General features: G+C 63.5%; 26 protein-coding genes, 1 tRNA gene and 4 pseudogenes. 19 read left to right on the top strand and 12 right to left on the bottom strand.

Features of this window, described 5'->3' with window-relative positions; all coding sequences use genetic code 11:
• Window positions 1-115 precede the first annotated feature (115 nt).
• The 5 genes from FJ951_RS19225 to FJ951_RS19205 all read left to right on the top strand — a co-directional run bounded on the left by FJ951_RS19225 (window position 116) and on the right by FJ951_RS19205 (window position 2,416).
• Window positions 116-409, top strand: coding sequence for a GYD domain-containing protein (locus FJ951_RS19225; protein WP_140495910.1), 294 nt, complete (start codon window positions 116-118; stop codon window positions 407-409).
• A gap of 106 nt (window positions 410-515) precedes the next feature.
• Window positions 516-683: a hypothetical protein gene (locus tag FJ951_RS28860; protein WP_246671753.1), complete on the top strand. Its 168-nt coding sequence runs from the start codon at window positions 516-518 to the stop codon at window positions 681-683.
• Window positions 684-797: 114 nt separating this feature from the next.
• Window positions 798-1,166: a DCC1-like thiol-disulfide oxidoreductase family protein gene (locus tag FJ951_RS19215; RefSeq protein WP_140496404.1), complete on the top strand. Its 369-nt coding sequence runs from the start codon at window positions 798-800 to the stop codon at window positions 1,164-1,166.
• A gap of 168 nt (window positions 1,167-1,334) precedes the next feature.
• A complete protein-coding gene (locus FJ951_RS19210; RefSeq protein ID WP_140516739.1) occupies window positions 1,335-2,009 on the top strand; it encodes a PadR family transcriptional regulator in 675 nt (224 codons plus the stop codon).
• A 113-nt stretch (window positions 2,010-2,122) separates the two neighbouring features.
• Window positions 2,123-2,416, top strand: coding sequence for an HlyU family transcriptional regulator (locus FJ951_RS19205; RefSeq protein ID WP_140495907.1), 294 nt, complete (start codon window positions 2,123-2,125; stop codon window positions 2,414-2,416).
• 77 nt (window positions 2,417-2,493) lie between these two features.
• Here the strand turns inward: FJ951_RS19205 and FJ951_RS19200 are convergent, their stop codons facing one another.
• Both FJ951_RS19200 and FJ951_RS19195 read right to left on the bottom strand, forming a co-directional pair.
• Complete coding sequence (locus FJ951_RS19200) at window positions 2,494-3,696, bottom strand: MFS transporter (protein ID WP_140516737.1); 1,203 nt, start codon at window positions 3,694-3,696, stop codon at window positions 2,494-2,496.
• A gap of 147 nt (window positions 3,697-3,843) precedes the next feature.
• On the bottom strand, window positions 3,844-4,302 hold the full coding sequence (locus FJ951_RS19195) for an Lrp/AsnC family transcriptional regulator (RefSeq protein ID WP_140495905.1): 459 nt from the start codon (window positions 4,300-4,302) through the stop codon (window positions 3,844-3,846).
• 171 nt (window positions 4,303-4,473) lie between these two features.
• Here FJ951_RS19195 and FJ951_RS19190 point away from each other — a divergent pair, with 171 nt between their 5' ends.
• Entirely contained in the window at window positions 4,474-5,205 is a 732-nt protein-coding gene (locus FJ951_RS19190; protein ID WP_140516734.1) for an AzlC family ABC transporter permease, read from the top strand.
• On the top strand, window positions 5,202-5,501 hold the full coding sequence (locus FJ951_RS19185) for an AzlD family protein (RefSeq protein WP_140516733.1): 300 nt from the start codon (window positions 5,202-5,204) through the stop codon (window positions 5,499-5,501). The genes FJ951_RS19190 and FJ951_RS19185 overlap by 4 nt, the downstream gene beginning before the upstream one ends.
• A gap of 55 nt (window positions 5,502-5,556) precedes the next feature.
• Here FJ951_RS19185 and FJ951_RS19180 read toward each other — a convergent pair whose 3' ends face one another.
• A complete protein-coding gene (locus tag FJ951_RS19180; protein ID WP_140495902.1) occupies window positions 5,557-6,192 on the bottom strand; it encodes an FMN-dependent NADH-azoreductase in 636 nt (211 codons plus the stop codon).
• 108 nt (window positions 6,193-6,300) lie between these two features.
• On the opposite strand from FJ951_RS19180, the gene FJ951_RS19175 reads away from it, so the two are divergent.
• The gene (locus FJ951_RS19175) at window positions 6,301-7,254 is read left to right on the top strand and encodes a LysR family transcriptional regulator (RefSeq protein ID WP_140516731.1); all 954 of its coding nucleotides are present in this window, start codon (window positions 6,301-6,303) and stop codon (window positions 7,252-7,254) included.
• Window positions 7,255-7,296: 42 nt separating this feature from the next.
• Here FJ951_RS19175 and FJ951_RS19170 read toward each other — a convergent pair whose 3' ends face one another.
• A complete protein-coding gene (locus FJ951_RS19170) occupies window positions 7,297-7,890 on the bottom strand; it encodes a TetR/AcrR family transcriptional regulator (RefSeq protein WP_140516729.1) in 594 nt (197 codons plus the stop codon).
• Window positions 7,891-7,956: 66 nt separating this feature from the next.
• Here FJ951_RS19170 and FJ951_RS19165 point away from each other — a divergent pair, with 66 nt between their 5' ends.
• Window positions 7,957-8,382, top strand: a complete 426-nt coding sequence (locus FJ951_RS19165; protein ID WP_140495899.1) for a VOC family protein — start codon at window positions 7,957-7,959, stop codon at window positions 8,380-8,382.
• Window positions 8,383-8,392: 10 nt separating this feature from the next.
• Here FJ951_RS19165 and FJ951_RS19160 read toward each other — a convergent pair whose 3' ends face one another.
• A complete protein-coding gene (locus tag FJ951_RS19160; RefSeq protein ID WP_140495898.1) occupies window positions 8,393-9,343 on the bottom strand; it encodes a trypsin-like peptidase domain-containing protein in 951 nt (316 codons plus the stop codon).
• Between the two features lie 168 nt (window positions 9,344-9,511).
• Here FJ951_RS19160 and FJ951_RS19155 point away from each other — a divergent pair, with 168 nt between their 5' ends.
• From FJ951_RS19155 to FJ951_RS19145, 3 genes are all read left to right on the top strand, one after another.
• A complete protein-coding gene (locus tag FJ951_RS19155) occupies window positions 9,512-10,384 on the top strand; it encodes a S1C family serine protease (RefSeq protein WP_140516727.1) in 873 nt (290 codons plus the stop codon).
• Between the two features lie 8 nt (window positions 10,385-10,392).
• Complete coding sequence (locus FJ951_RS19150; protein ID WP_140516725.1) at window positions 10,393-11,073, top strand: helix-turn-helix transcriptional regulator; 681 nt, start codon at window positions 10,393-10,395, stop codon at window positions 11,071-11,073.
• Between the two features lie 187 nt (window positions 11,074-11,260).
• A complete protein-coding gene (locus FJ951_RS19145) occupies window positions 11,261-12,127 on the top strand; it encodes an NAD(P)-dependent oxidoreductase (RefSeq protein ID WP_140495895.1) in 867 nt (288 codons plus the stop codon).
• Window positions 12,128-12,490: 363 nt separating this feature from the next.
• On the opposite strand, the gene FJ951_RS19140 is transcribed toward FJ951_RS19145, so the two are convergent.
• Window positions 12,491-14,698, bottom strand: a complete 2,208-nt coding sequence (locus FJ951_RS19140) for an OmpA family protein (protein ID WP_140516723.1) — start codon at window positions 14,696-14,698, stop codon at window positions 12,491-12,493.
• Between the two features lie 197 nt (window positions 14,699-14,895).
• Here FJ951_RS19140 and FJ951_RS19135 point away from each other — a divergent pair, with 197 nt between their 5' ends.
• On the top strand, window positions 14,896-15,342 hold the full coding sequence (locus FJ951_RS19135; RefSeq protein WP_140496402.1) for a YcgN family cysteine cluster protein: 447 nt from the start codon (window positions 14,896-14,898) through the stop codon (window positions 15,340-15,342).
• Window positions 15,343-15,622: 280 nt separating this feature from the next.
• Entirely contained in the window at window positions 15,623-15,979 is a 357-nt protein-coding gene (locus FJ951_RS19130; protein WP_140516721.1) for a hypothetical protein, read from the top strand.
• 268 nt (window positions 15,980-16,247) lie between these two features.
• On the opposite strand, the gene FJ951_RS19125 is transcribed toward FJ951_RS19130, so the two are convergent.
• Window positions 16,248-16,958, bottom strand: a complete 711-nt coding sequence (locus FJ951_RS19125) for an SIMPL domain-containing protein (protein WP_140495892.1) — start codon at window positions 16,956-16,958, stop codon at window positions 16,248-16,250.
• A gap of 145 nt (window positions 16,959-17,103) precedes the next feature.
• On the opposite strand from FJ951_RS19125, the gene FJ951_RS19120 reads away from it, so the two are divergent.
• Window positions 17,104-17,179: transfer RNA gene (locus FJ951_RS19120), tRNA-Ile, on the top strand.
• 84 nt (window positions 17,180-17,263) lie between these two features.
• Here the strand turns inward: FJ951_RS19120 and FJ951_RS19115 are convergent.
• Window positions 17,264-17,377: pseudogene (locus FJ951_RS19115) on the bottom strand (integrase); the annotation flags it as partial.
• On the opposite strand from FJ951_RS19115, the pseudogene FJ951_RS19110 reads away from it, so the two are divergent.
• Window positions 17,370-18,127: pseudogene (locus tag FJ951_RS19110) on the top strand (IS3 family transposase); the annotation flags it as partial. The pseudogenes FJ951_RS19115 and FJ951_RS19110 overlap by 8 nt on opposite strands.
• A 158-nt stretch (window positions 18,128-18,285) precedes the next feature.
• Here FJ951_RS19110 and FJ951_RS19105 read toward each other — a convergent pair.
• Window positions 18,286-18,510, bottom strand: a complete 225-nt coding sequence (locus FJ951_RS19105) for a hypothetical protein (RefSeq protein ID WP_140516719.1) — start codon at window positions 18,508-18,510, stop codon at window positions 18,286-18,288.
• A 961-nt stretch (window positions 18,511-19,471) separates the two neighbouring features.
• Between FJ951_RS19105 and FJ951_RS28635 the strand changes: the two genes are divergently transcribed.
• The 3 genes from FJ951_RS28635 (at window position 19,472) to FJ951_RS28855 (ending at window position 20,267) form a co-directional block, all read left to right on the top strand.
• Window positions 19,472-19,666: a Na+/H+ antiporter NhaA gene (locus FJ951_RS28635; protein ID WP_210239747.1), complete on the top strand. Its 195-nt coding sequence runs from the start codon at window positions 19,472-19,474 to the stop codon at window positions 19,664-19,666.
• 197 nt (window positions 19,667-19,863) lie between these two features.
• A complete protein-coding gene (locus FJ951_RS19095; protein ID WP_246671752.1) occupies window positions 19,864-20,184 on the top strand; it encodes a host attachment protein in 321 nt (106 codons plus the stop codon).
• Window positions 20,157-20,267 carry a hypothetical protein gene (locus FJ951_RS28855; RefSeq protein WP_246671751.1) on the top strand — a complete coding sequence of 37 codons (111 nt, stop codon included), beginning with the start codon at window positions 20,157-20,159 and terminating at the stop codon, window positions 20,265-20,267. The genes FJ951_RS19095 and FJ951_RS28855 overlap by 28 nt, the downstream gene beginning before the upstream one ends.
• Window positions 20,268-21,026: 759 nt before the next feature.
• Here FJ951_RS28855 and FJ951_RS28850 read toward each other — a convergent pair.
• The 3 genes and pseudogenes from FJ951_RS28850 to FJ951_RS28840 form a co-directional block, all read right to left on the bottom strand.
• The gene (locus tag FJ951_RS28850; protein WP_246671756.1) at window positions 21,027-21,413 is read right to left on the bottom strand and encodes a hypothetical protein; all 387 of its coding nucleotides are present in this window, start codon (window positions 21,411-21,413) and stop codon (window positions 21,027-21,029) included.
• Between the two features lie 66 nt (window positions 21,414-21,479).
• Window positions 21,480-21,850: pseudogene (locus tag FJ951_RS28845) on the bottom strand (acetyl-CoA C-acetyltransferase); the annotation flags it as partial.
• 13 nt (window positions 21,851-21,863) lie between these two features.
• Window positions 21,864-22,041 (bottom strand): annotated as a pseudogene (locus tag FJ951_RS28840) (cytochrome c oxidase subunit I); the annotation flags it as partial.

The raw sequence follows: 22,041 nt of genomic DNA, 5'->3' as shown, positions 1-22,041 counted from the left end.
TTCGTGTCGGATGCATTTTTCTGGGCGACAGCCCGGGAAGCCCGCCCCGGTCGAGGCCGTGTCGACATCGCCATGGCCTGAGCACCGTGCTCCGTGGCCCCGGAGGAGGCGTGCCATGACGACTTACATCATGCTGATGAACTGGACCGAGCAGGGCGCGAAGAACGTGCGCGAATCCCCCAAGCGCCTCGATGCCGCCAAGACGCAGCTGGGCGAGATGGGGGGATCGTTCAAGTCGTTCTACCTGACCATGGGCGAATTCGACATGGTGGCGGTGGTCGAAGCGCCCGACGATGCGGTGCTGGCGCGTTTCGCGCTGATGCTGGCCGCGGGCGGCAACGTCAAGTCACGGACCCTGAAGGCTTTCCCGGAGCTTGCTTACCGCGAGATCATCTCGTCGCTTGGATGATGCAAATCGGGACGTTCCGGAGCCGATGAGCAGGTGCCGGCTCGACGGCGCCTTGCGGCAAGACGGTGCGCTCCATCGTGATAGAGTGCAGCCAGCGGAGATCGCGATGAAGAAAGTTTCGATATTGGCTATCAGCTTTGCCGCGTGGTCGTCGATGCCGATTGATGCCCACACTGCCCCGCAAAAACCGGTCGGCATGTCCAATCCCGCATCGGTCCATTGCGGAGAGATCGGCGGGCGCCTGGTGGATCAAGAAGGACAAGGCTGGCAATGAATATGGATTTTGCCGCTTGCCCAATCGGCGGCTGTGGGAGCTGTTTCGCGACAACAAATGCGTCAGGCCGAAGACGGTGATGGGCCTGAAGTGATCGACAGCAGAACCAGGCCCTTGCTGACCGTCTGGTACAACACGCGCTGCCCGGTCTGTGATGCCGGAATTGCCAGGCAGAAGCGGCGGCTGATCGAGGCGATCAAGGCCGGGCGGATCGAATTTCGCGACATCAATCATGAACCGGAAGCCTTGGCCGGATTTGGCGCTTCGCTGGAAGACATCCGCCGCCGGCTGCACGCGACCGATGCTCAGGGCAGGCTGCTGGTCGGCGCCGATGTCGCCATCGCCGTGTGGGCGCTGACGCCGGGCGAGGGCTGGCTGGCAAAGCTGCTCGGCAACGCCCTTACGCTACCGCTCGCTCGCTTCGGCTACGACCGCTTCGCCGACCTGCTCTATGCCTGGAACCGGCGCAACGGCCGCTGGTAGCGCCGGCTACTCCAATCATGATGAACGCATGTTCGAGCGCGACCGACGGATCGGCGTCCGACAGATGCTGTTCGCTTCCGGCCCGATACATCGTAAGATATATCTTGACTCCACGCTGGCGTGTGCCTAGCTAAGATATGTCGTAAGATATAACTCAAGGAGCAATCAATGCACGGACACAATCATTTTGGCGATCGCGCCGAGCGCGTCTTCATGCACATGGCCGGCAAATTTGGCGGCAGAGGCGGGGGCGGCGGCTTTGGCCCGTTCGGCCATGGCAGGGGCGGCGGACGCGGCGGCCCGGGCGACATGTTCCGCGCCGGGCGCATGCTGGCTGATGGCGACCTCAAGCTGATCACGCTGTCGCTGCTGGCCGAGGCGCCACGCCATGGCTATGACATCATCAAGGCCTTGGAGGAGCGCACCAGCGGCATCTACAGCCCGAGCCCGGGCGTGGTCTACCCGACGCTGACCTTCCTGGAAGAGGCAGGCTATGCCGTGTCCTCGAGCGAAGGCAACAAGAAGGTGTTTTCGATCACCGAGGCCGGGCAGGCGCATCTTGCCGACAACCGTGAGATGATCGACGGCGTTCTAGACCATCTCGAGCGCTTCGGCCGCAAGATGGCCAAGGCGCGCGACTGGTTCGGCTGGAACGACGATAGCGAGGATCGGCGCGACGGCCGAGGCGGCCGTTCGGAAAAGCGCGACGAATTCCGTGCGCTGCGCCACCGGCTGCGCGCCGCGCTGAGCGACATCGTCGATGCGCCGGCGGACAAGCAGGCCGAGGCGATGAGCATCCTCGAAGACGCCGCCGCGGCGCTCGAAGCGCTGTCGCGCAAATAACCCGGCTTCGGTCCAACCGGCACGGCCCTTGCCCGTCCGAGCAAGGAGCGATAGTGAAATTCATCCTGCGCCACATTATGTGGTGCGGGATGAATGCTGTTGGAGGAAGCCCGATGTCTTTTCTGAAGCGTCTTTTCGGCGGTGGCGGTGATGAAGCGGCCGAGCCAAAGAGCGCCGCACCGGCCAAGCAGGTGGAGCACAAGGGTTTCACGATCAGCGCCACGCCCTACAAGGCCGATGGCCAGTACCAGACCTGCGGCGTCGTCTCCAAGGACGTCGACGGCGTCCTGAAGGAACACAGATTCATCCGCGCCGATCGCTTCGCCGGGTTGGACGACGCCGTCGACATCTCGATCAAGAAGGGCATCCAGCTCGTCGACGAGCAGGGCGAGCGGATGTTCGGGTAGACCGCCGACGAACGGCTCAAGAATTCCAGAGATCCGAGGGCCGGTCCAGATATGGGCCGGCCCTTTCGTTTGCTCCGCTATGCCGGCTGCAACGCTCTGCGCGGCAGTGGCGGGAAGGCGATGGCGATGCCCGCCGCACCCAGCCCGATGAGGGCCGAACCGATGAACAGCCAATGGTAGTTGGCGTAGGCGTCGAACACCATGCCGCCGGCGAGCGGGCCGAGCGCCATGCCGAGGCTGGACAGCATGGTGGCGGCGCCGAACACGGTGCCCAGGATGCGCTGGCCGAAATATTCGCGCGCCAGCACTGCGTAGAGCGGCATGACGCCGCCATAGGTGGCGCCGAAGACGACGGCCAGCATGTAGAACTGGTCGAGCTGGCTGATCGAGAGATAGGCGGCGATCACCACGGCCTGGATCAACAAGCCGGCGATCAGCACCGGCTTGACGCCAAGCCTGTCGGCGAGCACGCCATAGAGCAGGCGGCCGCCTAGCCCGGCAAGGCCCTCGACGCTGTAGATCGAAACGGCGGCCATGGGCGCCACGCCGCACAGCATGGCATAGCTGACCATGTGGAAAATCGGCCCCGAATGCGCCGCGCAGCAGGCGAAGAAGGTCAGCCCCAAGACGATGAATTGCGGCGAGCGCAGCGCTTGGCCGACGCTCAGGCCGGCGCCCTCGGCAACCGGCGAGGAGCCAGTGTCGGTTAGGACAGGCTTCGGTGGCTGGCGCACCAGAAGCACCGCCGGCAGGAGCAGCACCCAAGCCATGATGCCGATGTCGAACATGGCGGTGCGCCATTCATAGGCCGAGATCAGCCAGCGGGCGAAGGGCGAGATCGTCATCGGCGCGACGCCCATGCCGGCCGAGACCAGCGACACGGCAAGGCCGCGATTGGTGTCGAACCAGCCTGTTGTAAGCGCGATCATCGGTGCGAAGAAGGCGCTGGCCGCGAGCCCGACGAGCACGCCAAAGGTGATCTGGAAGGTGATAAGCGAGCCCGCGCGGCTGGCCAGCACCAACGCCAGGCCGAGGAGCACCGCGCCGATCGTGACGACGATGCGGGCGCCGAAGCGGTCCGACAGCGCGCCCCAGGCGAAGCCGCCAAGGCCCATGACCAGGAAATTGAGCGTCATCGCGCTCGATATGCCGGCGCGTGACCAACCGGTATCGAGCGCCATCGGCTCGAGGAAGATCGCCAGCGAAAACATCGTGCCGATGGCGACACAGGACATCAGCGCGCCGGCCGCGACAATGACCCAACGATAGGAAAGGCTCATGGTTTTCTCCCATGCCGTAAGGCATTTGTTGTGCGGCACGGCCTGACTTGGCCTGCCGCTTGCGTCCGAAGGACGCCGGCGCCGGCACCAATCCTACAATCCGGTTGCATTTTTTATCCAGTCTGAGATGAGGCCATTTCCCGGCGCCTAGATCGGCAGTTCCGATGTGTATTTGATGGTCTGGCTGGGAACGTCGGTCTTGACGTTCTGCACGCCCTTGATGCGGCTGAGATGTTCCGACTGGAAGCGGCGGTAGTCGTCGATGCCGGCCGCCACCACGCGCACCATGGCGTCGCAGTCGCCGAGCATCAGATAACATTCCATCACCTGCGGCAGCTTGGCCACTTCGGTGGCGAAATGCTCGATCGTGTCTTCGTCCTGCGCTTTCAGCCAGATGCGGGTGAAGAAGGTCAGGCCCTTGCCGATGCGGGCCGGATTGAGCACTGCGACGTAGCGGTCGATGACGCCGGCCTCCTCCAGGAGCTTGACGCGGCGCAGGCACGGGGACGGCGACAGGCCGACTTCAGCGGCCAGCTCATTGTTGGCCATGCGCCCATCGCGCTGCAGCGCCCGCAGGATGCGCCTGTCGATCTCGTCAAGTTTCATGGCTCTAAATTCCGTTTCTCTGGTGATTAATGGTACAAGATGCCAAAATTTGATGAAAGACAACAATCTTCGCAACCAAATTGCGAGGCCTGGCGGCTATGGTCGCCCTGACATCAGCGACATCCAACGGAACCGGCAGAGGCGGCCGCGCGGCGCGGCCGGAGGAAGATCATGAGCATTGCGAGATCGGCGGCGGGCGGCGGATTGAACTCCGAGTTCCGGCGGGGCGTGGCCTCCTGCGCGCCCGTGCTGTTCGGCACCATCCCTTATGCGCTGGTGCTTGGTGCACAGGCCACACAGAGAGGGCTCAGCACCGCAGAACTGTCGCTGCTGACGGGACTGAACTTCGCTGGCGGCTCGGAATTCGCGGCGATTCAGCTGTGGACGTCGCCGCCGCATGTCCTGCTCATCGTCGCCATCACCTTCCTGGTCAACAGCCGCCATCTCCTGATGGGGGCGGCACTGGCGCCGTTCCTGCGCGACCTGCCGCGGCGCAAGGCGTTTTCCGCGCTGTTCTTCATGTGCGACGAAAGCTGGGCGCTCGGCCTGGCCGACGCCAAACGGCGCGCCGCCGACGGCGTCGCGCCGGCCTTCAGCCGGCGCTACTATAAGGGCGCGGCACTGGCGATGTACCTGACCTGGGTGGCCTTCACCACAATTGGCGCCTTGCTCGGCCCGGTGCTGGGCGACGCCGAGACCTACGGCTTCGACATGGCGTTCGCGGCCGTCTTCCTGGTACTGCTGCGCGGCATGTGGAAGGATGTTGCCGCTGCGCGGCCGTGGCTGGTCAGTCTGATCATCGCGGCGCTGACCTACCTTTTCGTTCCCGGCGCCTGGTATGTAGCGGCGGGCGCGCTGGCGGGGCTGGTCTCGGCCTGGCTGTTGTCGAGGGATGAGGCATGATCGACGCGCAGACGGCTCTCACCATCGTGTTGATGGCTGGTGTCACGTACCTCAGCCGCGTCGGCGGCTATGTCGTGCTGCGCAATCGGGTGCTCAGCGCGCGGGCAACGGCCGTGATGGAGGCGGCGCCCGGCTGCGTGCTGATCTCGGTGATCGCGCCTGCCTTCGTATCGAAAAACCCGGCTGATCTTCTGGCCCTGGCCGCCACGCTGATTGCCGCCACGCGATTTTCAATGCTGCCGACCGTGCTGATCGGGGTCGCTTCGGCGGGACTGCTGCGGCACATCATTGGATAGGCCAAAAAAGGCAGGCGCGGGCGCCTGCCTTCGATCTGGTTGGCAATCAGAGCTTTTACGCGGCTGCCGCGACATCCCGGCTGGCAGCCACCACGGCGTCGACCTTGGCGGTTGCCTTGGCGAGCGCTTCGCTTACTGCGTCAGGACCCTTGGCGACGCCTTCGATGCGGATGACGTCGACGTCGGTCATGCCGATGAAGCCGAGCACCGAGCGCAGATAGGGAACGGCGTGATCGAACTGCACGGCCGCGCCTTCCGAGTAGATGCCGCCGGATGCCAGCACGATATAGACCTTCTTGCCGGTGACGAGGCCTTTGGGGCCGTTTTCGCCGTAAGCAAAGGTTTTTCCGGAACGGGCGACATGGTCGACCCAGGACTTCAGCGTCGAGGAGATGTTGAAGTTGATGAAGCCCGTCGCCAGGATCACCGTGTCGGCGGCAAACAGTTCGTCGAGCACGGCATCCGAGACTCCGACCACTTCGGCCTGACGCGGCGTGCGGGCTTCGGCGGGCGTATATATGCCGGTCGCATAGTCGGTATCGATATGCGGCAGCGGATTGGCGACGAGGTCGCGCACGACAAGCGTGTTCGACGGGTCGGCGGCGAGCAGCTTCTGAGCGAATTCGGTGGCGATACGGGTCGAGTGCGAGGCAGCGCCGCGCGGGCTCGACGTGACGAGAAGAATGGACATGTTGGGTCTCTCCAGTGGAATTGGATTGTCCCGCTACATATGGGCTTTCAACCCATCAGATAAACTGGTATATTTTCTATATGATCCATCCATTAATTAGATAGAATGATGCAGCCTAATCCGACACTCGACCAGCTTCAGATCCTCGTGGCCGTTGCCGACACCGGCAGTTTTTCCGCCGCCGGCCGCAAGCTCAACCGGGCGCAATCCGTCATCAGCTACGGCATCGCCAATCTCGAGGCGCAACTCGGGCTGAAGCTGTTCGAGCGCGAGGGCACGCGAGAGCCGCAGCTGACCGAGATCGGTCGGGCGATGCTGGAAGACGCGCGGCGGATGATCAGCGTGCTGCACCGCATACGCTCGCGCGTCGATGGTCACCATCGGGGGCTGGAGGCGGAAGTCGCGCTGTCGGTGGATGCGGCGCTGCCTTCGCCAGTGCTGGTGCGGGTGCTCAAGGCGTTCGAGGCGCAATTTCCGACCGTGATGCTGCGCCTGCACATCGGCACACTCGGCCTGATCCCCGACCATGTTGTCGGTGGCCAGGCCGATCTCGGCATTGGCGGCCTGCTGGGCGATGTCGACGTCCACTTGGTGGGCATAGGCTTCATGTCGATAGTGCTGGCGGCCGCGCCCAGTCACCCGCTGGCGCTGCTGCCCAAACCGGTAGCGATCGAGGACGCGCGCGAACACACGCAACTCGTCGTCACCGACCAGTCGGAGCGTACCAAGGGGCGCGATTTTGGCGTTTTCGCCTACCGAACCTGGCGACTGACGGACCTGCGCACCAAACATATGTTGATGCGTGAGGGGCTGGGCTGGGGCGGGCTGCCGCGTTGGCTGATCGCTGACGATCTGGCCACCGGCCGTCTTGTGGAACTCGACCTCGAGCCTTTCAGGGAGGTGCGTTCGCCGCTCTATGCTATGCATCGCGCCGACCGCAGCCCGAAGCCGGCGGCGGCCTGGCTGATCGACCAGTTCAAGCGCCAACTTGGCTGCTTCAACGAGTTCGAGCCGGGCGAGGTGCCCGACGAAGAGCCGGAAATTTCCAGCGCACAGATTTGATTCCAACCTTTACCCTGGATCTCATCGGCGGGAAGCCTCGGATCACGCGCGGGACAACCCATCGATCACTGCCGTGAGAACGGTGCGGTAGTCTTCGGCCGAACCGCCCGCCTCAATGGCAAGTGCCGCGCGGTCGAAGGCGGCGGCGAGCAGGGCGGTCGTCGCTTCGGCCGGAAGCTTCTTTATGGTCCGCGCCCGCATCGCCGCGACCAGCCCTTCGCGCAGCGAGCGATTGCCATGGCGGTTGTCGATGACGTCCATTTCGGCGCGGCCGAGCACGGCCGGGCCGTCGAGCAGCAGGAGCCGCGTGCGGCCGGGCGCGCGCATGGCGGCAAGATAGGCGTCGGAGCCGGCAATGAGCGCGTCGCGGGCATTGAGCGAAGGCGGCGCTGCGCCCTCGATCTCCCGCGCCACGGCCTCTGCCTCCTGCTCGACGACGGCGCCGAACAGCGCCTGCTTGTCGGAGAAGTGGTGGTAGAGCGCGCCGCGCGTCACGCCGGCCGCGGCGACGATCTCTGGTGTGCCGGTCTCGGCGTAGGATTTTTCGATGAACAGTTTTCGCGCCGCGGCGATCAGATCGGCGCGTGTCGCCTCGGTGCGGTCACGGTTGGAACGGCGCGCTGATCTCTGTTGCATACATGCAGCCTGTATGTTAATTCAATTTACATGCAGACTGTATGTTGCTTGACGGGAGAAGGAAAGATGAAGACGACCAGCTATTATCCGGTGCTGATGACCGGGGACGTTGCCGGCACAGCGGCGTTCTATGTCGAACATTTCGCCTTCCGGCCGCTGTTTACGAGCGACTGGTACGTGCATCTGCAATCGGTGGAGAGCAAGCGCGTCAATCTCGGTATCGTGCAAGGCGACCATGAGACGATCCCGGAAGAGGGACGGGGTCGGAGCTCGGGCCTGCTGATCAACTTCGAAGTCCGTGATCCCGATGCGGTCTATGAGCGGATCACAGCCGCCGGCCTGCCCATCCTTCGGTCCCTGCGCGACGAGCCTTTTGGTCAGCGCCATTTCATCACCAGGGATCCCAACGGCGTCCTGATCGATGTCATCAAGCCGATCCCGCCAAGCGAGGAATTCCTGGCACAGTATGCGCAGGGTGCAGTGAGCGCCTGAGTGGAAACCCTCAACCAGCCCTTGCCACTGGCGTCACTGTCACCTGGCTGACACCGGTGCGGCGCACCACCGTGCACCGCGTCTCGCGGCCGATCCGCTCGGCGTCGAGCAAACGCACCAGGTCGTCGACGCCGGTGACCGGTCGGCCGTCTATCGCGGCGACGATATCGCCTTCCCTGAGGCCGGCCTTGGCCGCAGGGCCCTCCTTCTCGACGCCGCGCAGCCGAACCGCGGTCTTGCTCGATACTTGTGACAGAAGGGCTGCGCGACGGGGCAGGTTGACGGTGTCGGCCGACACCCCGATGAAGGCGCGACGGACGCGGCCGAAACGGATGATCTCCGAAATGACGAAATTGGCGGTGTTGGAGGCGACGGCAAAGGCAATGCCTTGCGCACCATGGATCATGGCGGTGTTGACGCCGATCACCTCGCCCGCCGAGGATACCAACGGTCCGCCGGAATTGCCGGGGTTGAGCGCGGCGTCGGTCTGGATGACGTCGTCGATCAGCCGCCCGGTGGAAGCGCGCATCGAGCGGCCGAGCGCCGAGACGACGCCCGAGGTGACGGTCCATTCGAAGCCGAGCGGGTTGCCGATGGCTATGGCGATCTGGCCGCGCCGCAGGCGCTTGGAATCGCCCAGCGGCGCGACATCGGCAAAGCTGCCGTCGGCGCGCACCAGCGCGATGTCGGTGTCGGCGTCGCGGCCGAGCACGCGGCCTTCGCTGGAGGCGCCGTCGGGCATCGATACGCGCACCGTTCTGGCATCGCCGACGACGTGGAAGTTGGTGACGACGAGCCCATCATGCGCAATGACGAAGCCCGACCCATGCCCGCCCTGGCCACCGATGCGCTCGATGCGGCAGACGGCCGGGCCGATGCGGTCGACAGCATCGGCCACCGTCGTCGAGTAGGCGTCGAGCAGCGCGGCGTCGGATTGGAATTTGGCGGCAGCAACGGCCATTGGCAGGCTCCATGTTTTCAGGCGCAACGATGACTATATGTGCGGAGCGGCTTCATCCGCCGCGACCTGACCAGATGGCCAGTCGCCCGGCCGACTAGCCGTCAGGCGAGTATCTCCAAGCGCGCTGCCGCGCGATATCTGGGGCATGGATGAACCCAGGAGACTGCTATGAGCGGATTCAATCTAAGTGCCTTTTCGGAAGCCATTGCCGATCTGGCAGCCAAGGCGGCACCGGCGACCGCGAGCTTCACCACCCACAATCATCGCACAGCGAGCGCTTTCCATTGGCGCGACGGCTACTTCGTTGCCGCCGAGGAAGCCGTCGAGGCCGGCGAGGAGATCGAGCTGACGCTGGCTTCGGGCGAGACGGTGAAGGCCGATCTTGTCGGCCGCGATCCCTCGACCGGCGTCGCCCTGCTCAAGCCGGCCGGTGCTACCAATGCCGAGCCGTTGGCCAAAGCGGATGCGGTGCGGCCCGGCAATATTGCCGTCGCCATCGGCAACAGCCGGGGTTCGGCGTTGGCAGTTTCAGGCTCGGTCGGCGAAGTCGGCCCGGCCTGGCGCTCAATGCGCGGCGGCACCATCGACCGGCGCATCAACCTGGCGGTGGGCGCCGGCGGCCGTTTCGAGGGCGGCCCGGTGCTCGATGCCAAGGGCGCGCTGATCGGCATGCTGTTGTTCGGGCCGCGCGGCCGCGCGCTGGTCATGCCTTACGAGACGATCGAGCGAGCGGTCGCAACGCTGCGCGAAAAAGGCCATGTCGCCCGCGGCTATCTCGGCGCCGGTCTGCATCCGATCCGTGACGGCGAGGCCCGCGGCGCCATCGTCATGAGCCTTGATGACAACGGTCCGGCCAAGGCCGCCGGCCTTTCCCTCGGCGACATCATCGTCGCCTGGAACGGCGAGGCGGTGAGCGGCCCGCGCGAGCTGATCCGCAGGCTCGGCCCCGACAGTGCCGGAGCTTCGGTTACGCTCGGTGTCGTGCGCGGCGGAGAACAGCGCGACGTGGCGCTGACGGTCGGCGAAAAGCCGCTCAGCTGAGAGGATTAATGGACGCGATCGCGACAGGCGAGATGACGCAAAGCAGCACCGGCGAGCGGCAGCTGGTCGTGCTGGTCGCGCTCGGTGATGCCGCGCGCGCCGAGCGGCTGTCCGCGTCGCTTGCCGCGACCGACGATCTGCTGCCGGTGACGCCGGGCAGCAGCGAAGCGGTTGATGTCGCCATCGTCGACGAGACCGCCGGCCCCACGGGTGCGGGAACAGGGAAGGGCGACGCCGTTCCCGCCGCGACCGCGCGGGTGCTGTTGTCTTCGCAGGCCGGCCTGGCACGGCCGCAGGGGCAGGTGTTCGCCGTGCTGCCGACGGCGGCGGATGCAATGCTGATTGCGGCCGCCGCCAGGCTGGCGGCGGCCGGCTACCGCGTCTTTGGCGACAGCGGATCCGTTCCTGGCCGCCGCGATGATTTCCACGGCGGCGATATTGGCGGCGACGGCCTTTTCGACGAGGAGCATCCCGACGAGCATGCCGCCCGCCCGGCGCTGTCGCCGCGAGAAGCGGAAGTGCTGGCGCTGCTGGCCGAGGGCGCCCCCAACAAGGTAATCGCGCGGCGGCTCGACATTTCCGTTCATACGGCGAAGTTCCATGTCGCCGCGATTCTGATCAAATTGGGCGCTGCCAACCGCACGGATGCCATCGCCATTGCGATGCGGCAGGGGCTGGTGCTGGTCTAGGGTGACGTCTCAGCCAGGATTTGACGATCATCGTCAAAGTCAGCGCTGCCCCTATAGCTCCAGATCATTTACAGCGGCAAGGAACGGACCCTCCGCAGCGTCACCGTCAGCCGCTGCCGCAAGCTCTTGTATCCGGGGACCGCCACAGGCAAGGATCGCGCCACCGGACAATGCAAGCGGAGGAAAAATGTCGCTCAAGGGAAAGACGCTGTTCATCTCCGGCGGGTCGCGCGGCATCGGGCTGGCGATCGCCTTGCGCGCCGCGCGCGACGGCGCCAATGTGACGATCGCGGCCAAGACCGCTGAGCCACATCCGAAGCTGCCGGGCACGATCTACACCGCCGCTGAAGAGATCGAGCAAGCCGGCGGCAAGGCGCTGCCGGTCCTGTGCGACATTCGCGAGGAGGCGCAAGTGGCCGAAGCGGTGTCGAAGACGGTCGAAAAATTCGGCGGCATCGATATCTGTGTCAACAATGCCAGCGCTATCCAGCTCACCGGGACCCTGGAAACCGACATGAAGCGTTACGACCTGATGCACCAGATCAACACGCGCGGCACGTTTCTCGTTTCCAAAATGTGCATTCCGCATCTGAAGTTGGCCGGGAATCCTCATATCTTGAATCTGGCGCCGCCGCTCGACATGAAGGCCAAGTGGTTCAAGAACCATGTCGCCTACACCATGGCCAAGTTCGGCATGTCCATGTGCACGCTGGGCATGAGCGCGGAGTTCGCCAAGGACGGCATCGCGGTCAATTCGCTGTGGCCGATCTCGACCATCGATACCGCGGCGGTGCGCAATCTTCTGGGCGGCGCGACGGTGGCCGCGATGAGCCGTTCGCCCGAAATCATGGCCGATGCCGCGCATGCCATCTTCATGCGGCCATCACGCGAAGCGACCGGCAATTTCTACATCGACGAGGAAGTGCTGCGCGCCGAGGGGATCAGCGATTTTTCGGTGTATGCGCCGGGTGCGGCCGGGCCGCTGGCCGGCGACTTTTTTGTCCCGGACGAGGTGTTTGCCAATTCCGACACGAAGATCAGGACGGCTTTCTAAAGATGTATCGAGGCGCAAATTCCGGATGGAACTCGGTTTCAGACATTCCTGGAGTTGCTCTAAGCAAAAAGCCCCGCCGGAGAGGGCCGGCGGGGCTCAGTGCGTCCCGCTGGAGTCGGGACGGGGCAGGGAACGCCCGATCCTGAATCTGGGGTAGGCCATCTCGCGATTCAATGAGCGGGACCCGACGCCAGGACAATTCTTGTTGAACTTGGGCCGTTGCCGCGATCTCGCCCATCCCGGCGAAACCGGGATGGGCTTTTTACCGATCCGATTCCAGAAGCCTGCTCAAGCGCCTGGAAATGCAGACATTTGTGGACCATGATCTTTTCCGAAAGCCGGTTTCCGGCTCCCGGATCGTGGTCAGTTGTTGCTCGCCACCGGCGCCACCAGCGAGGTGATGCGGCGGATGGCGACACGCCGGTTCTCGCGATTGGGGCCTGAGGTGTCGACCTTCAGATATTCCTCGCCATAGCCCTGCGTGGTCAGGTTTTCAGGCGGTATGCCGAAGGCGTTGGTCAGCGCTTCGGCCACCGCTTCGGCGCGGCGGTCCGACAGAGCGAGGTTCGCCTCCGGTGTGCCGACAGCGTCCGTGTGGCCTTCGATAAGGAAGGTCTCGGCCGGGTTCTTCTTCAACAGCTTCTCCATGGCCGTGGCGACACCCTCGAGCTTCTGCACCTCGGCATCGGAGATCGAGGAAGAGCCGAATTCGAAGTTCAGCGTGTCAAGATCGATGCGTCGGGCAATGTCGCGCACCCGTGCGGAACGCTTGACCTCGTTGATCGAATAGAGGCGCTGCACCTTCTCCACCGGCGGTTGCTCGAGGAAAGTATAGTAGTCGTCCGGGCTTTCGGCCTCTTCGGAGTCAAGGATGTAGTCCCGGCGCGGAATGGTCAGCCGCATCGGTGGCAGGTCGTCGCCCGGATCGCGCCAATCGTTATCGTCGTCGTAGCTTCGTTCGTCGACATAGCTCAACACATACTCATGGCCGTCGGGCATGATGCGCGACCGTTGGATGATGTCGCCGTAGCGGTTGCGGATGGTGACGATCTGCACGCCGTTGTCGCGCTCGACTGTCTCGCGCGTGCGGCCTTGCGACAGATCCTCATAGTAGACATCCTTGGCGCCGCGGGTCAGGCGCGGGCGGTCACTGCTCTGAACGTATGTCTGATCGTTGAGCTGAATGATGACGCGATCGCCGATCTCCTTGAGCACGTCGACACCCTTGGGGCGGCGGCGGTCGCGGATGTTCTCGTCCGGTGCGCGCTCGAGGCGTTTGCCCTTCTCCTCGGTAACCGGGACGATTTTTTCCGGTTTGATCTCCTGCTGAGCAGCTCTATCGTCGGTCGGAGGCGGACCCTGGTCGACGGGAGCGACCGCGGGCTGGCGGCCCTGAGCACCGCCCTGCCGGGCGTTTTGCCCACCATTCTGCTGCTCGCCATTTTGCTGCTCGCCATTCTGGTTGGCGGGGTTCCTGCTGGCCTGGCCGTTCTCGCCGCGGCCGCGGCGTCTGGCATCCTTCTGGCTGTCGAGAATGGGGGCAGCGTTCTTGTCGGCGGACGTCTCGGCCTGCTCGGGGTTTTGCCCCTGGACAGGCGCGGCCTTGCCGGCACTGGGCTGTTCACCCGTGGCCGGCTGCTCGCCCGTTGCAGGCTGCCTGCCGGTTTGCTGTTGTTCGCCATTGGCCGGCTGCTGTTCGCCATTGGCCGGCTGCTCGCTAGCCGGTTGTCTGGCGTTCTTTTTCCTCTTGTCCTGGGGTTGTTCGCCCTGGGCTGCCGGCCTCTCGCCTGAGGGTGCCGGTTCTGCCTTGGGTGCTTCTGCGGCAGGTGCTTCCTTCGGTGTCGGCACGGCGCTGGGCTCGGCCTGCTGCTCCTGTTTGCGCTTCTTGCGCTGGTTGTCGTTGGCAGGTTCCGTTTGGCCCGCCGGTGCCTGTTCGGTCTGCTGTTGTTGGTCGCGCTTCTTCCTGCGCGGCTGCTGTTCCTCGGTGGCGGGTGCTGCCTCACCGGCTGGCGCCTGCTCGGTCTGCTGCTGCTGGTCGCGCTTCTTCCTGCGCGGCTGCTGTTCCTCGACAGCGGGCGCGGCTTCACCGGCGGGCGCCTGCTCGACCTGCTGCTGGTCGCGCTTCTTCCTGCGTGGCTGTTGTTCCTCGGCAGCTGGTGCGGCCTGATGCGCGGGGGCCTGTTCGGTCTGCTGTTGCTGATCGCGCTTCTTCCTGCGCGGTTGTTGTTCCTCGACGGCGGGCGCGGCTTCACCAGCGGGCGCCTGCTCGACCTGCTGCTGATCGCGCTTCTTCCTGCGTGGCTGTTGTTCCTCGGCGGCTGGCGCGGGCTGCTGTGCGGGTGCCTGTTCGGTCTGCTGTTGTTGCTGATCGCGCTTCTTCTTGCGTAGCAGTTCCTGGTCGCTCTGCTGTGCATCGTCAGTCTGGGTGTCCTGGGCCAGGACCAGCGGCATTGCGCTGTCTCGCATGGGGCCGAACGCGGCACTTCCCTGAAGCGGGGATGCGCCCAACGGCGCGGATGCCATCAGCAGGCCGAGTGCGGTGCCTGCCAGAATCCGTGGTTGGCGTTTCATCGAAATTCTCCTTGTGGGGTCCCATCCTTGCCGAAACCGATTTTAACGAAATTGGTTCCGGCGGCTCATGGTTAGGGACCGTACGGGGCGATTGGCCGGCCTTTTGAAGGCAACTTCATGTCTTTCGACGGGGGTGCCGCCCCATTCCAGCCTTTGCCCTGCTTGACCTTCGCGGCGGCTGGGGCCACATGCCGGAGATGGAAACGCCGTTCTGGAAAACAAAGACGCTGGAAGCAATGAGCCCGGCCGAGTGGGAATCGCTCTGCGACGGCTGCGGCAAATGCTGCCTGTCGAAGCTCGAGGACGAGGATACTGGCGACATCTACTGGACCAGCGTCGGCTGCCGCCTGTTCGACGCGCAGACATGCCGCTGTTCAGACTATCACAACCGGCTGGCGCGCGTTCCCGATTGCGTCGGGCTGACGCCGCAAAATGTACGCACCATCAGTTGGCTGCCCAGCACCTGCGCCTACCGGCTGGTCGCGGAGGGGCGCGATCTCTACTGGTGGCACCGTCTGGTGTCGGGCAGTGCCGAGACGGTGCATGAGGCCGGCATGTCGATGCGCGGCCGGGTCAAGGCCAGCGAGACGGACCTGGCCGAGCCGGAGGATTATTTCGACTATATGCTCGATGACGAGCCATAGCTCGCATCGGGATGACGAGCCATAGCGCGCATCGATATGCCGAGCCTGGCTCGCATCGGTATGCCGAGCCCTGAGGCCGGTGTCCGCAAGGGCGCGCAGGAACCAGGAACCATGCGAGACGTTTGGGGCACATTGTTGGAAAACCGGCAGAAGCTTCCTTTTTCCGCCACATGAACCGCGGATGAACGGCGGGTTCGTAAATAGTTCAGACAGGCGGGTGCATTCTCCCATCATCGATTTCAAGAGGACGGGCGAGAGCCCGCAACAAGGAGAGAAGACCATGTTCAACTCGGTGAAAACGGCAGCCCTTTCGGCCCTCGTCGGCCTCGGCACGCTGGCGGCCGTTCCCGCCCATGCCGACAGCCTTTACCTGGGCTTCGGCAACAACAACGATCCGCGCTTCGGCGTCTATGCCGGCGATGACGGCTATCGCCACCGCCGCGATGAACGCCGCGACGACTGGCGCCGCGGCTGTTCGCCCGACTGGGCCCTGAACAAGGCCGAACGCATGGGGCTGCACCGTGCCCGCGTCGTCGACGTCAGCCGCCGCACGGTCAAGGTGATGGGCCGCCAGTATGGCGACCGCGTCGTCATCGTGTTCGCCAATGAGCGTGGTTGCCCGATCATCAACCGCTGAGCCTCTTAAGGCGCGACCTTCTGCGAGGGTTGGTAGCGGCATGATCCTCTGCGGGGTCAGTCGGCAGACACCCACCCTCTGCGAAGATCGATCCTGTGAGGATCAGTCTGGAGACACGACCTTCTGCTAAGGTCGGTCTGGAGTAGTGGAGCCGCTTTCCTTCGGGAAGAATGCGGCTCAAAAAACCCGCGGGAGCGATCCCGCGGGTTTTTCATGCACCACGGCGGACGGTTCAGGGTCGGGCTCGGCCATGGACCATCGAAGACGCTTATTTCAGTTCGAAGGTAACGGTGACCTGGACATTGTAGGCGTTCTCGCCGGCCTGCACCGGAGCAGCACCGACGGCCGCGTCGAAGGCCTTGGCGTTGATCGGCATCGGTGGCGGCGCGATGTTCTGGTCAGTGATTTCGATCACCCGGCCTATACTGACGCCGGCTGCTTCCGCCAGCGTCTTGGCCTTGGCCATGGCATCGGCCACCGCCTTTTTGCGCGCTTCGGTGACGGTGGCAGCCGGATTGTCGTTGGTGAAGACGATGCCGCCGCCCTGGTTGACGCCCAGCGACACCGCCTTGTCGAGGATCTCACCGGTCTTGTCGACGTCGCGCACGCGCACCGACAGTGTGTTGGTTACCTGGTAAGCAATCAATTCGGCCTCCTGGCCGCCGTCGGGCTTGTTTGTGTAGTTATAGCGCGGATTGATCTGGATGCCCGCGGTCTGGAGGTCGCGGTCCTTGATGCCGGCCGACTTCATCGCGGCGATCACGGCCGCCATGGCGTCGTTGTTGGCATCCAGTGCGGCGCGCGCCGTCTTGGCTTCGCGCATGACGCTGAGCGTCAGGACCGCCAGGTCGGGCGCTACAGTCGCCGCCCCTTCGCCCGAAACCACGATACGGGGCGGTGTCGGCGACTCAGCGGCCGCGGCCAGCGTCGGAAAGGCGATGGCGGCGGCGAGTGCGAGGGGCAAAAGAGGTCTGGTCATGAAATCTCCTCGGGTAAGCATATCCGCGCCCAGCGGGCGCACGCGGCTCCTTATGGCGCGATTATGGGCTGATTTGGACGATTGTGACCAGCGGTCCCGGAAAGCCTTGTGCCGCGATGCGAAAAACATTAATCCAGCCCGCGTGGGGCCTGTAGCTCAATGGTTAGAGCCGGCGGCTCATAACCGCTTGGTTGGGGGTTCGAGTCCCTCCGGGCCCACCATTATCGTTGTTTATCAAATGTCTTAGAGGTCGGTTCGCCACGGGGTTCGCCAATAGGTTCGCCAAGCATCGGCTTGCGCGTGACCAGCCGCACGACTCGATCCATGCCCTGGACCGCCAACCGTACCTGCGATGCCTCGCGCGAATAGAGCTCCGCATGATCGATATCGTCGTGCCCGAGCACGTCCATCGAGCGCCGGCGCTTCGGCTACCGGCGGCTGTTCATCTTGCTCAGGCGCGAGGGCGAGGCATCTGGGGTCAACCGCATCTACCGGCTCTACCGCGAGGAGAGCCTGACGGTGCGCAAGCGTCGGGCAAGACGGCGAGCGGTCGGCACGCGGGCGCCGATCCTGGTCGAGGCAAAGCCGAACGCGCGCTGGTCGGTGGATTTCGTCCATGACCAGTTCGCCAGCGGGCGGCGCTTCCGCGTGCTCAACATCGTCGACGACGTGACGCGCGAATGCCTGGCGGCGATCCCCGACACATCGATCTCCGGCCGCCGCGTCGCTCGCGAACTGACCGATCTGTCGGCCGACGCGGCAAGCCGGCAATGATCGTTTCCGACCACGGCACGGAGTTCACCTCGAACGCCATCCTCGCATGGTCGAAGGATCATCGGGTGGAATGGCACTACATCGCCCCGGGCAAGCCGATGCAGAACGGTTATGTCGAGAGTTTCAACGGCCGGATGCGCGACGAGCTGTTCAACGAGAGCCTGTTCTTCGGCCTCGACCACGCCCGAAACGCCATCGCCGAATAGCGGGAGGACTTCAACACCGCGAGGCCGCATTCCTCGCTCGGCTACCAGACCCCGGCGGCCTATGCCGGGGTCATCACCGCAACCGGCTCCGACGCTGCGCTGATCGAAGGCTCCGCGCCTCCGCCGGTTGCTTCCCCCGCGCCCCATGGCGTAACAGAAACTGCCGAGGCTCTAATCGCCGCTGGATGACAGTTCAGTGGCAGGTCACTTTTCCTTGGTGTCAGGATCACGGATCGGCGCAATGATAGCTTCGACTTTGTTGTCCCAAAGCCTAAACCTTTCGCACACCCTGCCTGGCGTACACCGGCCCGCGAAGATGCCCATTATGTGGGGGCAGAAAAGGGGACCTAACCCACCATTTGAAGCGGCATAGTGCGACGAGAAATGATGCGTTCGAGTTCGCCTTCGTCCTCGATGCCGGCCTGGAACAGTGCCATCAGCTCACATGCTGCGTCATGGGCCGTGTTGGAATCAAGGCTGCACCGCCTGTCTGAGCAATATCGGATAAGAACCCGCTGCAGCATTTCGAGATCGTTTGGGTAAATGGCGATGTCGGCCGGATGCAACCGCATGCTGTAGTCCCTTTCAAGCCAATGCTTTCATTGAGCAGCTCAGGGAGCCGCTGACGACCTTCAATCGCACTTCGCTCCGGCTCCGTCATTTAACAATGATATCCCCGCCCCAGTCTGCCGCAGCCAGCCACGCCGTGGCCCCCCTTTACCGATTTTGCTCGTTGGAACCAATAACTCGGCTAGAACGCATGGAAGACAGCTGACGCGGGCTCGTCCATTGACAACAACAGCCCCGTGAGTTGGATGTCATTTGTGTCGACAAATCGAGAGGTAGTCTGGTCAAGTGCTATGATCGTTACAAACAACAAAGGGAGGCAAATCAAAATGAATATTCCTGGATTTGCTGCAGAAGCCGCTCGCTTACAAGAAAGAACCGGGCGCTGCCTCATGCGATTTCCGATTCAAGCAAGGCCAATGGCGCCGAGTCATGAAGGACGTTGGAGCAAGCTGGTGAATCCCCAAGCGCTGAGTTGGGGAGGAAGTCGACCGGGGAGCTGTGTGGACGGTTGTTTGGCGTCGTGCCCAAGGCACTCCGTTGGTGGAATTGCGGCCGCGTGTGCCCTCAACTGCCTTTGGATCTGCTTCGGATCTCGAGTTCTTGGGTGTGCTTGCCACCTAAGTGCCCGTGCTCATAAACTCAGTCCCGAAATGTAGGTCATTCGATCTCGTCAGTGGCATTCAGCACTGCAAGCACGGGAACAACCTGGTGTGTCCGAAGTGGCGCACGCGCTTCGCCCGGGAATCTCGAGCACGGCTTCTCAAACGATATTGACGTGCCGCATTACCTGGCCATTGCTCTCCAGTATGTGTGCTTTTTTGCAATCAAAGGATCGTCCATAGCCGGTTGGTTGACCTGGCGACCGTGGTGGCGATCTTCTTGATGAACTCGCCGATCGGGCCGGCGTTCGAGGCGCTCTGGCGCCAGGAGCTCGGCATGAGCTAGGGCAACGCATCCTTTCGGATGTCCATCCTCCATTGGGTCGATGACGGCCTGCTGACGGTGTTCTTCCTCGTCGTGGGAATGGAAGTGAAGCGCGAGATGACAGTCGGTCACCTCGCAAGCCGCCGCTCCGCCGCGCCTCCGATCGCGGCTGCGCTCGGCGGCATGGTCGTGCCCGCGCTTCTCTATGCGCTCGTCGTCCCGGCGGGACCGTAGTCGCGCGGGTGGGGCGTTCCGATGGCGACCAACACTGCGTTTGCAATTGCTTGATCGCCGTGATGGGTGCTCGCGTCCCCGTCGAGCTGCGCATCTTCCTCACAGCAGCCGCTATCGTCGAGGCGCCGCAAAGCGCTGGCACGCAAATATCATAGCCCGCTGACGTTTATGTGGGGTCTTGAACATGAGGTTTTTGGATGGTTCTACCTACCGGCACGACAGTAGCAGTTGCTGACGGCGAGAGGGTCCGCCTGTTCCACAATACGGGCGTGAAATCTGGGGCGCATTTGGCCGAGATCACGGCGGCTTCGCCAACGTCCGCCCATCCGGGTTCCGGCGTGCGCCACCACACCGGCTCCGCCAACCCGGACAGTAGACAACTCGTGGAGGACGACTTCGCGGCAGCGACGGCGGCGTTCCTCAACAAGCTCAGTCTGGACGGGACCATAGAGCACCTGGTCCTTGTCTCCGACCCCGGACCTTGGGGGAGATGCGCAAGCATTTTGACCGCGACCTGAAGGGCAAGATCATTGGCGAGCTCGCGGAGGACTTCACCCGGCGTCCGCTCGAGGACATCGCCTGTTTGATCGCCGATGCCTGACGCACCTCTGGAAACGGCTGCTCATGCAACTCCGTGCAGGCATAACCTGCGCGAAGTCAAAGTTGCCGACGACGACTGCTCTTGGAGGTCCGACAGGTCTTCTCCATCCGCCGCCAGTTCTCTCCGGCGGTAGCGCACTTCGCCGAATTCCTGCGCCAGAGGCAACGACAATATCGCCACGCTTCCAAACAATCCGCTTGCGCCTTCTGGTGATCGTAACCTGACAGATGGCGGCCCTAAGGAGAGGCGGCTCAACTCGCAACCCGGCGGCGCAGCACTCAAAGTGTCTAAAAGCCTGCTGCCATGATTATTGAATTTGCAACAAAAAAATGCCTAGTGGGGCGATGACGGTACCTTCACGTTGGTGTGGTCACGCCGTCGAATGCCGCAAAATATGAAAAATCGTCCGATTGGTCCCGATAGTTAGTGAAACCTCGAAATTTTTTTCGCAATAGTTTTCCTTTTAAAATCAATAGCGTAACTTTTTGACGGTTCTTGAGTCGGATTCTATGCGGTTGCAGGAAATATTTGACAGCAATTTCAATGGGTTAAATGTTGTTTAAACAATCGGGTGGGAAATCATGCCCGCGAAGGGCATTTATCTCACACCGAGTGGCAGCTTTGCGCCCAAACTCCGTCCTAGAGTTGCGCTTTGCCGTTGACCCAAAGCTGCCGTTCGTCGGATCATGAAATTAGAAGGCGGCGTGGCCAAGACCGTGCCCTGTTCTTCTCACGCTAAAACTGCGCAGAGGTTCAGCCTCATCGTTCGAGGCAGATCGCCACGCCCTGGCCGCCGCCGATGCAGAGTGAGGCCAGGCCTTTGCGGGCGTTGCGCCTCGTCATCTCGTGGAGCAGCGTCACCACGATGCGGCAGCCGGATCCGGCCAGCGGATGGCCGAGCGCGATGGCGCCGCCACTGATGTTGATGATCTCCTCGTTCCAGCCCATCTCGCGGTTGACCGCGATCGCCTGCGCGGCGAAGGCTTCGTTGATCTCCATAACGTCGAGGGCGGACGGCCGCCAGCCGGCCTTCTGCAGCGCAAGGCGTGACGCCGCGATGGGACCCAGCCCCATATCCATCGGCTCGACACCCGCCGAAGCATAGGACGCGATCCGGGCGAGGGGCTTTAGCCCGAGTTCGTTCATCCGTGTCTCCGCCATCACCAGCACGGCGGCGGCACCATCGTTGAGGCCGGAGGAGTTGCCGGCGGTGATTGTCCCCGCCGGGTTGAAGACCGCTTAAGCCGGCCAAGCCCTTCGAGGGTGGTCGAGGGGTTTGGATGCTCGTCCCGGTCGACGACGGCATCGCCTTGCCTGGTCTTTACGGAGACAGGCACAACCTCATCGTCGAACCTTGCCGAGCGGATGGCTGCGCCGGCTTTCTCCTGTGACCGAAGCGCGAAACGGTCCTGCTCATCGCGCGTCATCTGGTAGCGCAGCGCCAGCGACTCGACCGTGACGCCCATGTGAACTTGATGGAATGCGTCCCACAGCCCGTCGGTGATCATCGAATCCTTGACGGCCTGGTCGCCCATGCGCACGCCGCCGCGAACGCCTGGAAGGAAGTGCGGCGCCGATATCATCGAGTCCTGTCCGCCGGATGCGCGGCAGCTTCTCCCATTGATGGAAGGGCGGCGGCGATGACAGCTGCCATTCCAGCGTGGTCGCCCCTTCGCCCCAAGGATTGGCGCTTGCCTGGCGTCTGCGGCTGAAGGCCTCGGCAACCGCGATGAAGAAAACGACGAGCCCGGCCGTTGAGATGTAGGAACCGATC

This window comes from Mesorhizobium sp. B2-2-3 (assembly GCF_006442405.1).
GTDB lineage: Bacteria > Pseudomonadota > Alphaproteobacteria > Rhizobiales > Rhizobiaceae > Mesorhizobium.
Note: the sequence above shows the minus strand (reverse complement) of the source record. Positions and strands in the feature narration are given on the sequence as shown.

Excerpts from the sequence above, each read along its gene's own strand:
- FJ951_RS19225 (WP_140495910.1), top strand. The coding sequence starts at position 116 with ATGACGACTTACATCATGCTGATGAACTGGACCGAGCAGGGCGCGAAG.
- FJ951_RS28860 (WP_246671753.1), top strand. The coding sequence starts at position 516 with ATGAAGAAAGTTTCGATATTGGCTATCAGCTTTGCCGCGTGGTCGTCG.
- FJ951_RS19210 (WP_140516739.1), top strand. The coding sequence starts at position 1,335 with ATGCACGGACACAATCATTTTGGCGATCGCGCCGAGCGCGTCTTCATG.
- FJ951_RS19205 (WP_140495907.1), top strand. The coding sequence starts at position 2,123 with ATGTCTTTTCTGAAGCGTCTTTTCGGCGGTGGCGGTGATGAAGCGGCC.
- FJ951_RS19200 (WP_140516737.1), bottom strand. The coding sequence starts at position 3,696 with ATGAGCCTTTCCTATCGTTGGGTCATTGTCGCGGCCGGCGCGCTGATG.
- FJ951_RS19195 (WP_140495905.1), bottom strand. The coding sequence starts at position 4,302 with ATGAAACTTGACGAGATCGACAGGCGCATCCTGCGGGCGCTGCAGCGC.
- FJ951_RS19190 (WP_140516734.1), top strand. The coding sequence starts at position 4,474 with ATGAGCATTGCGAGATCGGCGGCGGGCGGCGGATTGAACTCCGAGTTC.
- FJ951_RS19185 (WP_140516733.1), top strand. The coding sequence starts at position 5,202 with ATGATCGACGCGCAGACGGCTCTCACCATCGTGTTGATGGCTGGTGTC.
- FJ951_RS19180 (WP_140495902.1), bottom strand. The coding sequence starts at position 6,192 with ATGTCCATTCTTCTCGTCACGTCGAGCCCGCGCGGCGCTGCCTCGCAC.
- FJ951_RS19175 (WP_140516731.1), top strand. The coding sequence starts at position 6,301 with ATGCAGCCTAATCCGACACTCGACCAGCTTCAGATCCTCGTGGCCGTT.
- FJ951_RS19170 (WP_140516729.1), bottom strand. The coding sequence starts at position 7,890 with ATGCAACAGAGATCAGCGCGCCGTTCCAACCGTGACCGCACCGAGGCG.
- FJ951_RS19165 (WP_140495899.1), top strand. The coding sequence starts at position 7,957 with ATGAAGACGACCAGCTATTATCCGGTGCTGATGACCGGGGACGTTGCC.
- FJ951_RS19160 (WP_140495898.1), bottom strand. The coding sequence starts at position 9,343 with ATGGCCGTTGCTGCCGCCAAATTCCAATCCGACGCCGCGCTGCTCGAC.
- FJ951_RS19155 (WP_140516727.1), top strand. The coding sequence starts at position 9,512 with ATGAGCGGATTCAATCTAAGTGCCTTTTCGGAAGCCATTGCCGATCTG.
- FJ951_RS19150 (WP_140516725.1), top strand. The coding sequence starts at position 10,393 with ATGGACGCGATCGCGACAGGCGAGATGACGCAAAGCAGCACCGGCGAG.
- FJ951_RS19145 (WP_140495895.1), top strand. The coding sequence starts at position 11,261 with ATGTCGCTCAAGGGAAAGACGCTGTTCATCTCCGGCGGGTCGCGCGGC.
- FJ951_RS19140 (WP_140516723.1), bottom strand. The coding sequence starts at position 14,698 with ATGAAACGCCAACCACGGATTCTGGCAGGCACCGCACTCGGCCTGCTG.
- FJ951_RS19135 (WP_140496402.1), top strand. The coding sequence starts at position 14,896 with ATGGAAACGCCGTTCTGGAAAACAAAGACGCTGGAAGCAATGAGCCCG.
- FJ951_RS19130 (WP_140516721.1), top strand. The coding sequence starts at position 15,623 with ATGTTCAACTCGGTGAAAACGGCAGCCCTTTCGGCCCTCGTCGGCCTC.
- FJ951_RS19125 (WP_140495892.1), bottom strand. The coding sequence starts at position 16,958 with ATGACCAGACCTCTTTTGCCCCTCGCACTCGCCGCCGCCATCGCCTTT.
- FJ951_RS19105 (WP_140516719.1), bottom strand. The coding sequence starts at position 18,510 with ATGCGGTTGCATCCGGCCGACATCGCCATTTACCCAAACGATCTCGAA.
- FJ951_RS28635 (WP_210239747.1), top strand. The coding sequence starts at position 19,472 with ATGTCCATCCTCCATTGGGTCGATGACGGCCTGCTGACGGTGTTCTTC.
- FJ951_RS19095 (WP_246671752.1), top strand. The coding sequence starts at position 19,864 with ATGGTTCTACCTACCGGCACGACAGTAGCAGTTGCTGACGGCGAGAGG.
- FJ951_RS28855 (WP_246671751.1), top strand. The coding sequence starts at position 20,157 with ATGCGCAAGCATTTTGACCGCGACCTGAAGGGCAAGATCATTGGCGAG.
- FJ951_RS28850 (WP_246671756.1), bottom strand. The coding sequence starts at position 21,413 with ATGAACGAACTCGGGCTAAAGCCCCTCGCCCGGATCGCGTCCTATGCT.